Genomic DNA, 14,505 nt, shown 5'->3' on the forward strand with positions numbered 1-14,505 from the left:
TGCGTGATCCTTTGTTACATGTACCGAAAAAGTACCGATCTACCTGGTCCGATGCAGTGAGTGACACAAAGACGAGAAGTCCACTCGATGTGACATTCAGTCACCGGAAACCAGACCTGAAATCGGCCGGTTCGGGGGTCGATGTCACATCGAGTGGACTCGCCGATCGACTCGATCAGCCGCGGCCGGTTTCGCCCTGCAGCTTGTCGATCATCTCCGACGCCTGCGCCTTGCTGAGGCCCTCGGGAACGTCCTCACCTGCTTCTTGCGCGAGAGTTCCGAGGTAGCTCTTCTGCGGTCCGGTCATCGGCTCGTCACCGGTGACCCAATCGTCGGGATCCTTCTCGGGGTTCTGGTTGACTTGCTCGTTTTCGCTCATATGTTCGTAAGTACGCCCGATGGCCGCTTTCCAAACACGTGCGAGTAGCAAACTTTCGGGTCCGACCTTTCTCGAGACGTCGGTCACGCGAATGATCTTCATTGACAATTCAACGAATCCCCCAGGAAAATCCAACTCTCCCCTCGAAATTGGAGTCCGATGAAGACACGGAACTTGCTGGCCAAAGTCGGCATCAGTGGCGCGATCGCGGCCGCTGCCCTCACTGTTGCCCCGGGCGTCGCCTCTGCCGACCCCATCACCGATTTCCTGTGCAGCGCTGGATCGGCTCAGTTCTGCGTACTGCCTCCGCCGCCGCCGGCTCCGCTGGCCGTGCCCGCTCCTGCACCGCAGCCTCAAGGTGCCCCCGCTCCCGCCCCACGCCAAGGTGGTGCATTCGAATACAAGAATTGCGATGCGGCGCGCGCGGCCGGAGCAGCTCCGGTCTATCGCGGTGATTACGGCTACGGTCCGCACCTCGACCGCGACAACGACGGCATCGGCTGCGAATGACGAACTCGCACTTGTGCAGGTAGATCACCTCGTAATACCTGCACAAGTGCGATCTCGACGGGCAGTTACGCTCACCGAGTGAGACGACGCCAGCAACCGCCCCTGGCGAAGCGTCACGGCCTGGACCCGGCGCGCATCCGCATGCCCGCGGACGGACACTGGCGCACCGTGCGTGAGTTCTTGACTGCAACCGAGCCCCGTATTCCGCCGCATCGGATCGACGCCATGTTCGACGCCGGCGAGATCGTCGACCTGGCCGGTCCCATCCCCTCCGACGCGCCGTACACGGCAGGCGGGGCAGTCTGGTTCCACCGCGACCTGCCGACGGAAACCGTTGTGCCCTTCGATATCTCGATCGTGTACCGCGACGACGCGCTGCTGGTGATAGACAAGCCGCACTTTCTGCCGACCATCCCCCGCGGCGGACACATCCTGCAGACCGCGCTGGTGCGACTGCGTCTGGAACTCGGTCTGCCGCAACTGGTGCCTGCTCACCGACTCGACCGCGTCACCGCGGGTCTGGTTCTGTTCGTCGTAGACCCGGCTCTTCGCGGCGCGTATCAGACCTTGTTCCAGGATCGCACGGTGCACAAGGAGTACGAGGCGATCGCCTCGTACGACCCCACGCTGACGCTACCCACCGTCGTCCGCAGCCGAATCGTCTCCGAGAGAGGGCAATTCACCGCCCGCGAGGTGCCTGGGGAACCCAACGCGCACACCACCGTCGAACTCCTGGACCACCGCGACGGAATCGGTCGCTATCGACTGACACCCTTGACCGGTCGCACCCATCAACTGCGGCTGCACATGAACTCGCTCGGCGTGCCGATCCTCGGTGACGACCTGTACCCGACGGCCACCAACCGGGCCGTCGACGATTTCACGGACCCACTCCAACTGCTCTCCAGTGCAATAGAATTCATCGACCCCATCTCGAAACAGACGCGACGCTTCGAGACCGGACGAAGCTTGGAGCGGTGGGTTCGGTGCGGCGGGTCCTGAAAACGGCCCACTCGCTTACTCGGGATTACGGTGTCGCTCGGACTTCACCAGTTCCTTGGTGCGCACCAAGCGCAACACGGTGACCAGCACGACGCCTCCGATGATGTTGAAGGCCACCGTGTAGCCGAACCATTCGATCCAGGCGACGTAGGTCACGTCGGCACCCGCGTGGATGGCCCCGAATATCAGCAGGGAATCGAGAATCGAGTGGAAGAGCTGCAGTCCGGCCAGAAGGAAACCGGCCGCCATCGCGGCAATGATCCGCGCGACGTCCGAGCTCGTTCCCTGCTGCATGCGGGTCAGTAGCGTCATCGTGCTGCCGCCGAGAACAGCCAGACAGATCGACTGCAGATCGAGTGGTGCGTCGACGAAATGATGCGCCGCCTCGGACAACACCTCGCGCCACTGCGGAAACGCATGCGCGATCAACCACATCACCAACCACCCGCCCACCAGGTTCGCCAGCAATGTCCCGATCCACAGCCGCGCCAGCTGCAGCGGTGTGCCATCGCGGGACACCACCGCGGCAATCGGCATCAGAAAATCCTCGGTGAACAACTCGCCATGAGCGAGATAGATGGCCACCAGGCCGATACCGAACGCCAAGCCTGCCAGTAGATGGCTGTCGGTCTCGTGCAGCACCGCCAGGTACGCCATCACACCCAGAGCGACTTCGAGCCCACCGAACAATCCGGTGATCAGCACCGTGCGGAATGTGCGATGCAATCGTTCGGCACCCTCGGAGACGACGGCGTCGAAACTTTCCTCCAGTTCCTCTTCGAGAGGTCCGTCGTTGTCGCCGTCGTTGCGCCGTGCTTCTTCGCTCATTCGCAGGTAGTACCCGCTGACGCAGTATTGATACCCGCCCCGCCGCCGCCGTATCGTCCACCGTGCTCGAGGTGCCCGATCTGAAAGGGTCTGTCGGTGGCGACTACTGCAGCGTCCAGCACGTGGGACCGGCGAAGAAGAACATCGATTCTCGTCTTGACGGCCGGCGTCCTCGGCGTCGCAGTCGCTGCCCTACCGGCGAAGATCGCACAATTGTGGCCCGGCAGCGGCACCACCACATATGCGTCGTTGGCGGGGCGCCTGCGTCCGGCATTCGTCGACTATTGGGCTGCCGGCCACCCGAAGCCAGGATCCGCTCTGGCGCAGGTCGTGGCGTACTGGCAGGGGTTCCATGTGGTCAAGGCTGTGGCCGCCGCCGTCCTCCTTGCTGTTCTCGCTGCGCTGCTGCTCGATCTGTGGGGTCGCTGGGTCGCCGCCGGGCGGAGTGGCCGACGGCGCGCACTCGGAGCGTTGGGCGCTCTCGGCGCTCTCGCGTCACTGGTAGCGCTCCTGATGGTGGTGGCCAACATCCAAGGCGCAGTGGCACCCCTGTCCTCGGTAGTGAGCTTTCTCCCCACCGACGGATCCGATCCTGCGGTGGCGGCCACGATCGGTGAGATCTCCGCGGAGCTGCGCAGCGGCTCGACCACTTCTGTGCTCGACGCCTTGGTCAGCGATTTCAGGGTCTATCACGCGGCCATGGTGGTGAGCGCAGGTCTGACGACGGTACTGCTCCTCGCCTGCGGCATCACCTTGTGGCGGCAGCGTTCTCGTTCCCAGCACAACGAGCGCAGGCTGTATGTCACCACCGCGACGATCATGCTCACGCTTGCACTGGCTTTCGGCGTCGTCGCCGCGGCGAACCTGTCGACAGTCATCGATCCGGCCTCGGCGCTGCTGGCCTTCTTCGAAGGCGGCGGCGCGTGAGAGCGCCCCGAGCTCCAGGTGGTTCAGACTTGTTTCTTCGCTGCTCGATCAGCCTTGATGCCGCTCATAGCGAGGATGACGGCCGCGCCGAGTGCCAATGCACCGGAGAGGACCAGAACCGCTGTACCAGGTGATGGATCGATCAGCAGGAGCGCCGCAATCAGAACAGCGGAGGCGAGGCAATGCGTCGCACCCGCCATCATGAACGGATACGCCGCCCGATGCCCCGCAACCCACGCTTCCTTGCTCGATTTCGTTGCACGAGTCTTGATCCCGATCACCCAATTCGGTTCCTGATCGCCCTTGGTCACGAATGCTGTCACGTAGACGGTTATCGACAGCACGAACAGGGTTGATGCCACGGCCACAGCCAGACCACGAACAGATTCCGTGTCCACTTCGACCTCCTTCCGTAATTGCGTAGTCAATCTCCCACGAACGTCGGTACGTGCTGTCGCCCAGTGCTCGACAGCACGGGGACGACAGTCGCTGACGCGGTGATAGGGGTGAATCCGCCGCCGAGCATTCGGCGGCCGTCGAACCGGTCGCCAATCGCCTACTGCGGGTTCGGAACAGCGTAGGCGACGATTGCGGTTTCGGCGCGTGCGCTCGCGGCAGGCAGGTCAACGAGTATCTCGTCTCGAGTCGCTGACGATGCCAGGACAGGCCCTCGGCGGGAGGGCGGCCTCATCGGTGTCCTGACTGCTGTGGCCACAGTTGGTACCTTGAACCCCAACAGTGCTAAAGGAAAAAGAGTGCTCCCAACACCGGCAAACTTCGTTGGAGTGGGTGCCGGAACCTGCGGCCACTAGAGCTTCTGCAATCCACAACGCACCTGACAAGCGCCCAGCACTATGGAAGGGGCAGGATCGAATTGGAACCCATGAGGCCTGTGCAAGACGGTGGTAGTGGATCGCGCCATGACGACCGTCTGAACCAATGGTCCTGGCGAATCTGCTTCTTGTTGATCGTGATACTGGGATTTGTGTTGCATTCCACAACCGATCTGGCGTGGTGGCTTTTGGCGATTTCGGCGGTCATGTTTGCTGGACTGTGGCAACTGGTGTTCTCGTTATGGCGTAAACAAGCCAGCCGCCCATAGCAGTCGGCAAGCATCCATGGCAGGGCTCCTCACCAAACGTGGCGATCGAGAACAGCCGCGCACGTATCAGTCTGGGGACGCACCCCGAAATTCGACGTCAGCGAACCTTTCGGCGAACACCGTAGGTCCACCTGCAACGATGTTCTGTGGACCGCTCATGACACTGACTCCGAATCCGTTGCCAGTGCAAGGGATTCGACCAGCTCAGCGATCTGCGGGTCGCGCGGCGAGAAGACTTCGAATAGCCCGACCGCAGACAATTGCGGTGCCAAATCAATGATTGTCGACCAAAGGTCAGTGTGTCGCTGCGTTCCCGGAGTCGAATCGCGTAGCGCTTGAACGTTCGCTATAAACGCAGCTACTGTCCCCATTCTTATCTTGCGTCCGCTGAACGCCGCGAACTCCGAACCGTCGGGCAGCACGTCCTCGGGATATACCGGCCTTAGTGCCATTGCATTCAACCTCCACCGACTGAGATGCGTGCGCCGTGCACGCTTCCCGCTCAGTGTGACACAAAAGCGTGTGCAGTGCACGCAATGGTCTACGGTTGATGGATGAACGAGTCCGATTTGGGAACCCGCACCGAGCTGGCGCTCGTGAAGTTGATCCAACGTGACACCCGCGCCCACCTCTACGAACGCGCGCTGGCACCCTTTTCGGACGTTGTCGATGCTGTTCGCTACCCCACGTTGAGCGGGATATTTTGGTACGGACCCCTCAGTGCCGCCGCATTGAGCGAGCGCGTCGGGGTGGATCGCACTGTCGCCAGTAGGTATGCCGCACAACTGGAAAGCTCAGGGCTCGTGCAGCGTGCACAAGATGAGCGGGACGCCCGGGTGTCACTACTGACGTTGACTGACGAAGGTCGCACCGTAGTTGCCGGCATCCGCGCTGAACTCGCGAACGTGATCAAAGCGACGTTCGATGATTGGCCTCCCGGGCTCGCCGAATCATTCGTCGAAGGACTAGAACGCTTCGTCGCCGCTGCACCGACGCGCGCATCAGCCGCCAAGCTCGAGGCCGGATGACAACAATCCACCGACGTTCGCGTCCACTGGTTGTGATCGCGGTGAGGTCACGTCGAAGCAGATCGTTTCGCTGGTCACAGCCATTTTCCCGAATTCGTCGTCGACATCGTCGGTCCAGGCTTGGCCGAACAGGTCACGGTCGTAGCCGGTTTTCGGGGCTCGTCCCTTGATCGGCAGGGTCGCAAGCATGCCGAAGGCGGCCTGGGCATCGGGCGAGCTGTCAACTGCCGGTGCGGGTACAGGCACCGGCGCAACCGGTGCGACCGGCAAGCATCAGTCGTAGTTGCAGACGGAGAGGCGCTGATCGCCGTGTCGGTGGCCGAGGAAACACGCTCGGCGGCCGACGTGGTGTCGCCGGCAGTCGTGGGGTCTGCGCAGCCGACGACGAGCAAACTGGACAGGGCGATCCCGGTGATCCATGGCCATTGGTGGCGACTCTTCGATGCGGGTGGCGCGTAGCCGGAAACGGCCACAGTGATTCTCCAAGATTGTGGATCAACGAGTCGGTCGACATCGTAGTTGGGCAGCTTTTCAGCAACGGGCGCGATGGAATATGCTGCGACGGCTACAGTTTCGAACCGGAGCGAAAAAATCGCACCTGCCAGATGGGTGGGTGCGGGTTCTGGTGTGGCGCGGATCGAGCAAGCGCAGTCGATGAGCTCGATGCAGTGTCATTCTTCCGTCGAGAGCCTGCGCCGAACGCGACCGACCGCGTAGATGACCGCGGCCGCGAGGATGACAAGCGCGGCGATCAACTCGCCTCTCAGGTCCATGCCGCGCCCGACAACCGGCAAACCAAATGCAATGAGCACGACGAGGAACACCACCCCGAGACCGGGCCCACCGAAGAATGCGCGGGTCCGCATGTCGAGGGAACGAAGGAAGTCGGTCATTACCCTTGCTTATCACAGTGTCGACGGTCTGTCAGTGCTGCCACGCGTCGTTGCCGATGTAGAAAAGGCGCCCCGTGGACGAGAGAACCCGCACCTGCTGTGGGCAGGTGCGGGTTCTTATCTTGTCCAGTGCGGTTCGGCCAGGTCGGACGTATGGATGGATGCAGCGTGCCGCTCAGTTGGGCAACAAGTATGTAGCGACGGCTAGCGCGGACACGGCCACGAAGCACCCCACAACCTGAACTGCACCATGGAGATAGCGACGCGTCACGAGTAGTGACCCCGTGACGATCGCTGCACCGACCGCCACCGAAAACACGACATTGATGATCCGTGTTACTTCCACGTCAAAGATCAGCCAGGACACCAGACCCAGCACCACAACTGCAGCAGACGACACGAACACCGACATCAAGGTACTGCGCTGTACCGATTCGGCACTCACCGACACATTGTTCATAACTGTCTCTCCAATACGAGCTTCAGCACTGTGTCCCTGCGTACCAGAATGTGCCAGCGGTCGCTGCACCCATGACCCAGCCGACAGGACCCGCTCCTAACGTGGCGGCGGCTGTCCATGGAGCGCCCGCTATCGCACCACCAAGACCTGTTGCAATGGCGCAAGCATTCGGCACGGAACCGCGAGCTTGCGGAGTTGCATCGGCATCACGCCAGCTCAGAGTACTGCCGTCCGGACTGATCGAATACTCGATGTTCACGAAGGTGCCATCGACCGTTCGCGCCACCGGCGCTCGATCCACAATCGCCCCTGAGCTATTGGTCACGACAACCTCTTGACCGACGCGGGAAAAGGTCCCGCCACTGACTGCCACGGAATGGCTGTCATTCTGAAGAAGGTGGACGCCACTCCAGTCGACGGAGGAGTACGAGGATGCCGCTGGCGATTCCGCGGGTGCGGCAAGGGCAATCGCCGGTGTGGCGAGCAAGCTCGCGGCCACAAGTGATGACAAGGCTGCACCGACGATTCCAGCTTTGCGAGATGTCTTCACGGGGTCTCGTTCTTGAACTCGGTTACCGGGCGTTTCGTGCGACTGCGCAACGAGATCGAGTGAAATCTGACCCAGCTTCGGCTCGAATTTCGTTTCGTCACTCGGATGAGTGCTCGAGCGAGAAGTTGGTCACGGCCCCTGCAGCCACGAACCAGACCTCCCACACTCGTTACTTCGCGTAAGTTAATGAAATCGGGATCGTGGGCCAAAACCCAGCCGAGTGACCACTTCGTCAACACGCCCTGAGCACAGTGAGATGGTGGTCCCGCGCGGATGACCTACCGCCCGACGCGTTCGGGCTTATTTAAAGCTTTCAAGGATCGCCGCGCACGAGCGGTCTTTCCGTTCTTCTGATCGATGGTTCGCCCACTGATGCGAACACGGGTCCTTTCGGCCACTGTTATCCGTCCAGCAGCTAAATCAATTGCGCTCCAATGTAGTCCGGCTAGCTCACCGCGCCGCAACCCGATCAACGCCAACTGCACCATGGGCGCGTGGACCACAGCCATGTACTCGGCCGATCGCTCTCCGCCGAACAGTGGCAGATCCACCTTGGTGTGAGTCGCCAGAAGTCGTGCATATTCGTTCTCATCGAGCCGGTCGGACAGGTCCAGCGCACCCTCGTACGTTTCAACGTCATCCTTTTGCGTAAAGGCTTCACGTATTGAATGAGATTCTCGCTCAGTATCTTCCGCAGTTCGAGGTCCTTCCAGACCGCTTTGGTACGCGCAAGCATCGGATTGATCGAAGTTCTTTTCCACTTTCGCCCGCCCAGCCCGGTGCCGGCGACCAGGTCTTGCACGAGCTGCTCCACCTCTCGATCGCTGATCGTCCGCACGTCACGATCGGCGAACCGGTCGACCAATGGTGCGAGCGCCGCCGTGTAGGCCGCGAGCGTGATCAGATTGATCCTCGGCGACGCAAGCCAACGCTCGACTGCCTCGGACACCGTTACTACCCCGGCCTCGTCGGCGGCAGCCGCCACGGCCTCGGCCGACGCAGTCTCTTGAAGTTTGTCGAGGTACTCCCCCGCGAGCGCGGCGGTTGTGAATCGACGTCGGGTCCGTCGTCTCGAGCCGTCAGGCCTCGCCATACGTACCCGCACCTCGTATCGGATGTCGCCGCAAGGGAGCGCTACTTTATCCACGCCTTTCCGCAACGCCATGGCGCGATCTCACTGAGGGCGTGTCATGTGTGTGTCATGCTGGCGTTTGGCCGAGTGCGTCGATGTCAGGGGCGGTTTATCAAAACCGCCCCTGACATGTGGCGGAGGTAAGTGCATGGCATTCAAACCCGTCCAAGGAAACGCGTCGGATGTTGAGCAAGTGGTCTGAGCTGCAGAGTTAGCGGCTGAGCCTTGCCGGTCGCTCCGCTCCACTGCATCCAGTTCGGCTGAGACGGTGTCACGACCTGTATCGAAGGCTGCGAGCAACGGCCTCTCCGCCAACGAGAGAGTGATGCGACATCCGGGGATACGCACACCTGCGCTGTCGTAGAGGTAGTCAGTTTTACCTGGTGTCATGAGGATGTGGTCGTCTTCCACCGGGATGCGGTAGGCGACATAGCCATGATCGGTGATCAGGGCAAACGCATAGCCGCCCTCAAAGGCGTAGATGCCTGATCCGCCAGATTGCGGGGCTTGCCGCATCGTGGAGCGTGCAATGCGTTGGTCTTCGCGAGACGGAGGACTCGTTACTTCGACAGTCGGATCAACGGCGGGTGCAGGCGTCGGCGGTAACTGGTCGAGCTCACCCGACTCCTGCATGTCACGAGCGATGGCGATGTTTGCTCGGGCGATGGTGCGGAAACTGCGCTTCGCTTGTGCCAGCTGGCTGTCTTTGCGGTGTTGTTCTAAGTGTTCTTCGTCGGGTATTTGATATTTTGGTTTGGCCATACGGTCACCTCATTTCATAGTCGATTATGTTTGCGCAGCACCCGCGAGCATTATATGCTAAAGGTGTAAGTAAATTCGACAATAGGATCTTGGCGGCCAATCTAGACATTCCAACAAGAACAATGCTCGAAACCAAAGACAAAGGACCGACATGGCACAAATTGCGAAAGAAAAGTAGTCAAACCCAAAACCGGAGATCCATCATGCTTTAGCGACGTGGGCAGCATCGTGCGCAGAACGTTCGCTGGACTCTTTGAAGATGCTAACCCCGATGACCGACGGCCCCGGTTAGCTCTCGAATCCCTTCATGCGTGGATTCGTGGAGAACTGTCAATGGTTGAGTGCCGCACGGCTGCGTTTGCTGCGCACGCCGCTGCTCGCGACGCAGTCGAACCTGCAGCGATTGCAGCCGCACGCGCTACAGGACAAGCTTGTGCGGTGGCACATATGTGGAATCACTGCTCCCACGCTGCAGATTACGCAGCTAAGGCCGTCATGCTTGGAAGTAGCGATGATCCATCGGCAAAACAACGTGAACGCGAGTGGCAATGGGAGCAATTGCGTGAAGACCTAAGAGAGTTGGGGTTTCCGAAAGGAGAATAGCGCGAAGAACGACTATACTCGCTTGCGCTAAAATCAGACGGCGCGTCAGTGAGATTACAGCAATCTCGACGACAGACTACGACCCGAGTATTAAAAGTTGTTGACTACAAAATCAGCCACAACCTCGGGCCGATACTTCGCTTTATACGCGAGATCATTCTTGGACCACAAATCCCAGTACTTTTCATTCTCATTGCCAGCATCTCGTGCGCGGCCGCGCTTGTTAGCTATATCGATCGGTGTGTCTACCCAAATCTTGTAGTCATAGTAATGCGCAATAGAAGGATGATAGCAGGCTATACCTTCAATGATCAGGTAGTTTGGGATACCAATCGATACGGGTTCGCTGAGTGTGTTCGCATCCCAGAGTAGTTTTTGGTAGGTCACTGCAAGCGACCTAGACGCAGGGGCAAGCACTTCCGACTCAAGTCGTTTCCTGTCGAACACCAGAAGGTCCCAATCGCCAGTCGATAGGTATTCTTTTATGATGAAGTCATCGACACGAACAACTGCCGCGTCGCGCAGAAGTTCTGCTAATTTGAGGGATGTCGTCGACTTGCCAGAACCACCAAAGCCTTCAATACCGATGAGGATCGGCTGTCTTTCAAGGTTTTGCTGCGATATACGCATAGCTACGTCTTCGACGTGCACAGTTCTATGATATCAAAATTGGCGAGAGCGAAGATGTCAGAATCTCGAAAAAGATCAAGCGAGATTTGAACCCCTCTGACCTCTGGATAACAAAAGTGCGCCGAGTTGGACTTAAAAAGTTCAAACTCGACGCACCTCTGTTATTTGAAAATGATTTTCACTTGGCGGAGGCAAGTGCATGGCATTCAAACCTGTCCAAGGAAACGCGTCGGATGTTGAGCAAGTGGTCTGAGCTGCAAGGTTAAGCGGCTGAGCCCTGCCGCTCGCTTAGCTCCATTGCGTCCAGTTCGGTCGAGACGGTGTCACGACCAGCATCAAAGGCGCGAGCAACGGTCTCTCCGCCAACGAGAGGGTGATGCGCCACGCAGATATGCGGACGCCTGCGTTGTCGTGTAGGTCCTGATACTCGGCCTTATCACTATTGAAGAGAAGGAATGGATCGATGAACAGCGGCAGATCGGACACTACACTGATATTGAACGCACCGTAGTCCGCGACAATCTGATCATCAACTTGAAATAGTCAGAAAAGTATAGTTCCATGTATTGAATATACCTTACGTCCGGTTTTCGATCCATCGTCGATCTTGTAATACCGTAGGCGTAATGCACTTAAGTGACAGGAGTGGATAGAGCTAGATATGAGCCGCCACGGCCCTTGTAAACACAAATAGCATTGAGCCGGACTAACAAGCACGATCTAACGCATGTCCGTATTCAAAGTTTATTTCATTTGACGGCAGGTTCATAAAGCGCGTTCAACCTCTCAAGGGCAGGCGTCGATTACTGGCTAGGCGGTCAGAACGCCCCTGTACGTAACCAACACATGCCGGTCGATTCCGCATATCGCGTTCGGGTCATCTGAAGGAGCGTCATGAGCTACGAACAAACGCCGCGCGGAGTTGAGGAATGGCCGCGTGTTGGCCGTACAAGACCTCCCGATGTCAACGTCGAATTCTGTTCTCACCAAAAACATTCGGATCTGCGACGATGTCAAGCGGCGGGATCGCAGACGTATAAATGCATCTGGACCTGGAACCCACGCACGGATGTTCCAGGTCCAGATGATTCACTTGCGCAAACTAGCCCTTACACACCGGACTCGTTCTTCGATTGGTGCGCTGGCGACGGCGACGACGTTGGCCAGAGCTGAACTAAGTAGTCCTCGACTGGTTCGCCCAATACTGGCCCGTCGTATTCAAGAGCGCGCCCGCGAGCGCAAATCCTTACACGGTACCGATGCGCTCCTCCCGGGGTTAGCTTCCGATCGCTGTCCTGAGGAAGGGCTTGATCCAGGCTCCAGTGCCATAGCGCCGCGCCCTCCGGGGAATCGTAGTACATGTCTCCCTCGGCGACGTCTTCCCAGTCCATCGCATTGTCTGGTGGTTGGGTGTCGTGTACTTCCAGCTCGACGTTGACCGGTCCTACACGACAGCCTGCATAGACAACGACGGTCTCTCCAGTAAATACACCCAGATTAAACTCAGGGTATTCGCTGAAATTCAGCTCTCGAAGCGAGCTCGGACCAATTGTGAACTGGTGATAGTCCGACTTCACGACTGTGCGGTCACAGTACTCTATCATTGCCGCCCCATCTCAGTTGTTCAGCGGTTCCGGACCGGGAACCGGCGCGACTCCGGGGTATGTCCGGACTATAAACGGCTGGTCGATATCGATGCGGAACCTCTTGAAGAACGTCGGGATGACGCCTCCCGCACTTCGGTTCTGGCTCAGGTTAATGAGGCAGACACTGTATCCTGCGTCGACCATGCCCAGGCACGTCGACCACCGAGTGCCCATCTGGCGTATCGCGCTACGAGCAGGGTAGGTGGGTCATCTGGCTCAATCCCAGCGAGACCACCTCACGACAACGCTTCACGCTGGCGCACGAACTCAAGCACATCATCGACAACGGTGCCGCGCACACCACTGTGTACAAACGGCTGACGCCACCCGAGATCGAAGCCGTCTGCGACCACTTCGCCACGAACCTGCTCATGAGTCGACACGCCGTCTACCACCTATGGGGTGACGGTCTGCGAACACCCGAATCGCTCGCCATGGCCTTCCACATCTCCGTCAACGCCAGGCGCCGCCGGATGACCGCACTTGGGCTTCCGACTGATCTCGACGAACCGTCCGTTCTGGACTACGCCGACACCTTCCCAGTAACGCCCGCACCCGATACCCTGCCGGGTCACTTCCTCCCAGATCCGCCCAGTACTGCACTTCCAGGAGTAGCCGCATGAGCCGCCGCAGCACACCCAACTCACCATTCGGAACTGCCGACGACGCCGATGCACCACCAGAAACTGTCCGGCGGAATCGCAGCGCCAGTCGATACGCCGGTGCTCGGAAGTCGATCCTCGATGAACTCCGCGCCGGGAACGCCCCGACCCAGGAAGCGCAGATCGTCGCGCCTGCAGTCCGCACCGAGCGCCAAGCACGTGGCCGAGCCGTCATCTACGTCCGCGTCAGTACCGAGGAGCAGGCACGCGTCGGCGGCGGCGCGGAAGGCTACTCGATTCCGTTTCAACGCGATGCCTGCCGCCGAAAGGCTGAGGAGCTGAACCTCACCGTCGTCGCCGAGTATGCCGAACTCGGTCGATCCGCGACGACCGTCAATCGACCCGAATTTCAACGTATGTTCACCGAACTGAACGATCTCGGTGTCACGCACGTCATCGTCCACAAGCTCGACAGGCTCAGCCGAAGCCCGAAAGCCGACTACTACGTCGATTCCGGCTTGGAGGCGACCAGGGCAGCGCTGGTATCGGTCAGCGAGTACATCGATGACACACCGCAAGGCAAACTCAACCTTCAGATCCAGCGCGGCATGGCGAGCTACTACTCGAACAACCTCGCGACAGAAGTGATCAAGGGACTGAAGTCGAAGCTCGCAGCCGGAGGCACTCCCGGACGTGCGCCGGTCGGGTACCTCAACAAGCGCCGACTCGAAGGCAGCGCAGATATTCGGTGGGTCGAGCTCGACCCCGAACGAGCCAAGCATGTGAGCTGGGCGTTCACCGAATATGCGAAAGGCGAATACAGTCTCGCCAATCTGGCCGATGCGCTCGAAGACCGAGGACTCCGCACCCGCGCGACACCGAAAGTGCCGAGCCGCCCCGTGTCGATCAGCTCGCTTCATCGTCTGCTGATCAATCCGTATTACGTCGGCATCGTGGCCTACAAGGGCGTCTATCACCAGGGAACTCACGAAGCGCTGGTTGATATGGATACCTGGCTACAAGTCCAGGACGTCATGCATGCTCATAACACCGCAGGCGAGAAGGATCGGACACACAATTCGTACCTTCGCGGGACGATCTGGTGCAGCCACTGCGGGACACGGATGGTCTACTCGAAAAATCGCGGCAAGAGCGGAAACTTGTACGAGTACTTCTTCTGCATGGGACGGAAGGACAAGAAGAATCCGTGCCCGCGTGGATTCGTCAAACTGCCTGCAATCGAAGCGGGCATCGAAGAGTTCTACAAACACATGCAGATCAAGGGCTCGACTGCCGAGAAGATTCGCGCGATCGTCCTCGACGAACTCGACACGGCCACGCGCGAAGCTGCCGATGCAGTTGCGGCAGCCGCCAGAAACAAAGCCCAGCTCGAACGAGAGCGCGCCAAACTACTCGAAGCGCACTATGCCGGAGCAGTACCGCTCGACATG

15 protein-coding genes and 1 pseudogene are annotated in these 14,505 nt (G+C 59.4%); 7 read left to right on the forward strand and 9 right to left on the reverse strand.

What is annotated here, in order from left to right:
* Positions 1–175: 175 nt before the first annotated feature.
* On the reverse strand, positions 176–379 hold the full coding sequence (locus ACOQFP_RS07795) for a DUF3072 domain-containing protein (RefSeq protein WP_206491170.1): 204 nt from the start codon (positions 377–379) through the stop codon (positions 176–178).
* A 159-nt stretch (positions 380–538) separates the two neighbouring features.
* Here ACOQFP_RS07795 and ACOQFP_RS07800 point away from each other — a divergent pair, with 159 nt between their 5' ends.
* Positions 539–889, forward strand: coding sequence for an excalibur calcium-binding domain-containing protein (locus tag ACOQFP_RS07800; protein WP_421583953.1), 351 nt, complete (start codon positions 539–541; stop codon positions 887–889).
* Positions 890–967: 78 nt separating this feature from the next.
* Positions 968–1,891: an RluA family pseudouridine synthase gene (locus ACOQFP_RS07805; protein WP_421583954.1), complete on the forward strand. Its 924-nt coding sequence runs from the start codon at positions 968–970 to the stop codon at positions 1,889–1,891.
* A gap of 15 nt (positions 1,892–1,906) precedes the next feature.
* On the opposite strand, the gene ACOQFP_RS07810 is transcribed toward ACOQFP_RS07805, so the two are convergent.
* Complete coding sequence (locus ACOQFP_RS07810; protein WP_206491171.1) at positions 1,907–2,719, reverse strand: formate/nitrite transporter family protein; 813 nt, start codon at positions 2,717–2,719, stop codon at positions 1,907–1,909.
* A gap of 96 nt (positions 2,720–2,815) precedes the next feature.
* Between ACOQFP_RS07810 and ACOQFP_RS07815 the strand changes: the two genes are divergently transcribed.
* The gene (locus ACOQFP_RS07815; protein WP_421583955.1) at positions 2,816–3,646 is read left to right on the forward strand and encodes a hypothetical protein; all 831 of its coding nucleotides are present in this window, start codon (positions 2,816–2,818) and stop codon (positions 3,644–3,646) included.
* A 23-nt stretch (positions 3,647–3,669) separates the two neighbouring features.
* Here the strand turns inward: ACOQFP_RS07815 and ACOQFP_RS07820 are convergent, their stop codons facing one another.
* Positions 3,670–4,044, reverse strand: coding sequence for an SdpI family protein (locus ACOQFP_RS07820; protein ID WP_421583956.1), 375 nt, complete (start codon positions 4,042–4,044; stop codon positions 3,670–3,672).
* Between the two features lie 1,258 nt (positions 4,045–5,302).
* Between ACOQFP_RS07820 and ACOQFP_RS07825 the strand changes: the two genes are divergently transcribed.
* A complete protein-coding gene (locus ACOQFP_RS07825) occupies positions 5,303–5,776 on the forward strand; it encodes a MarR family winged helix-turn-helix transcriptional regulator (protein ID WP_206491174.1) in 474 nt (157 codons plus the stop codon).
* On the opposite strand, the gene ACOQFP_RS07830 is transcribed toward ACOQFP_RS07825, so the two are convergent.
* The 5 genes from ACOQFP_RS07830 to ACOQFP_RS07850 all read right to left on the reverse strand — a co-directional run bounded on the left by ACOQFP_RS07830 (position 5,750) and on the right by ACOQFP_RS07850 (position 9,573).
* Positions 5,750–6,046, reverse strand: a complete 297-nt coding sequence (locus ACOQFP_RS07830; protein ID WP_421583957.1) for a hypothetical protein — start codon at positions 6,044–6,046, stop codon at positions 5,750–5,752. The genes ACOQFP_RS07825 and ACOQFP_RS07830 overlap by 27 nt on opposite strands.
* Before the next feature lie 401 nt (positions 6,047–6,447).
* Positions 6,448–6,669 (reverse strand): hypothetical protein, encoded by a 222-nt coding sequence (locus ACOQFP_RS07835; protein WP_421583958.1) that lies wholly within the window; start codon positions 6,667–6,669, stop codon positions 6,448–6,450.
* Positions 6,670–6,844: 175 nt separating this feature from the next.
* Positions 6,845–7,114, reverse strand: a complete 270-nt coding sequence (locus ACOQFP_RS07840; RefSeq protein WP_421583959.1) for a hypothetical protein — start codon at positions 7,112–7,114, stop codon at positions 6,845–6,847.
* Positions 7,115–8,148: 1,034 nt separating this feature from the next.
* The gene (locus ACOQFP_RS07845) at positions 8,149–8,844 is read right to left on the reverse strand and encodes a hypothetical protein (RefSeq protein ID WP_421583960.1); all 696 of its coding nucleotides are present in this window, start codon (positions 8,842–8,844) and stop codon (positions 8,149–8,151) included.
* A 9-nt stretch (positions 8,845–8,853) separates the two neighbouring features.
* Positions 8,854–9,573 (reverse strand): hypothetical protein, encoded by a 720-nt coding sequence (locus tag ACOQFP_RS07850; RefSeq protein ID WP_421583961.1) that lies wholly within the window; start codon positions 9,571–9,573, stop codon positions 8,854–8,856.
* A 228-nt stretch (positions 9,574–9,801) separates the two neighbouring features.
* Between ACOQFP_RS07850 and ACOQFP_RS07855 the strand changes: the two genes are divergently transcribed.
* Positions 9,802–10,176 carry a putative immunity protein gene (locus tag ACOQFP_RS07855; protein WP_421583984.1) on the forward strand — a complete coding sequence of 125 codons (375 nt, stop codon included), beginning with the start codon at positions 9,802–9,804 and terminating at the stop codon, positions 10,174–10,176.
* Between the two features lie 90 nt (positions 10,177–10,266).
* Here the strand turns inward: ACOQFP_RS07855 and ACOQFP_RS07860 are convergent, their stop codons facing one another.
* Positions 10,267–10,827, reverse strand: a complete 561-nt coding sequence (locus ACOQFP_RS07860) for a uridine kinase family protein (RefSeq protein ID WP_421583962.1) — start codon at positions 10,825–10,827, stop codon at positions 10,267–10,269.
* A 1,756-nt stretch (positions 10,828–12,583) separates the two neighbouring features.
* Here ACOQFP_RS07860 and ACOQFP_RS07865 point away from each other — a divergent pair.
* Positions 12,584–13,075 carry an ImmA/IrrE family metallo-endopeptidase gene (locus ACOQFP_RS07865; protein ID WP_421583985.1) on the forward strand — a complete coding sequence of 164 codons (492 nt, stop codon included), beginning with the start codon at positions 12,584–12,586 and terminating at the stop codon, positions 13,073–13,075.
* Positions 13,072–14,304, forward strand: a pseudogene (locus tag ACOQFP_RS07870) (recombinase family protein); the annotation flags it as partial. The gene ACOQFP_RS07865 and the pseudogene ACOQFP_RS07870, both read left to right, overlap by 4 nt.
* Positions 14,305–14,505 lie beyond the last annotated feature (201 nt).

The organism is Rhodococcus sp. MALMAid1271, from assembly GCF_049195265.1.
Taxonomy (GTDB): domain Bacteria; phylum Actinomycetota; class Actinomycetes; order Mycobacteriales; family Mycobacteriaceae; genus Rhodococcoides.

Coding starts and splice junctions, on each gene's coding strand:
- ACOQFP_RS07795 (WP_206491170.1), bottom strand. CDS start 379: ATGAGCGAAAACGAGCAAGTCAACCAGAACCCCGAGAAGGATCCCGAC.
- ACOQFP_RS07800 (WP_421583953.1), top strand. CDS start 539: ATGAAGACACGGAACTTGCTGGCCAAAGTCGGCATCAGTGGCGCGATC.
- ACOQFP_RS07810 (WP_206491171.1), bottom strand. CDS start 2,719: ATGAGCGAAGAAGCACGGCGCAACGACGGCGACAACGACGGACCTCTC.
- ACOQFP_RS07825 (WP_206491174.1), top strand. CDS start 5,303: ATGAACGAGTCCGATTTGGGAACCCGCACCGAGCTGGCGCTCGTGAAG.
- ACOQFP_RS07835 (WP_421583958.1), bottom strand. CDS start 6,669: ATGACCGACTTCCTTCGTTCCCTCGACATGCGGACCCGCGCATTCTTC.
- ACOQFP_RS07845 (WP_421583960.1), bottom strand. CDS start 8,844: ATGGCGTTGCGGAAAGGCGTGGATAAAGTAGCGCTCCCTTGCGGCGAC.
- ACOQFP_RS07850 (WP_421583961.1), bottom strand. CDS start 9,573: ATGGCCAAACCAAAATATCAAATACCCGACGAAGAACACTTAGAACAA.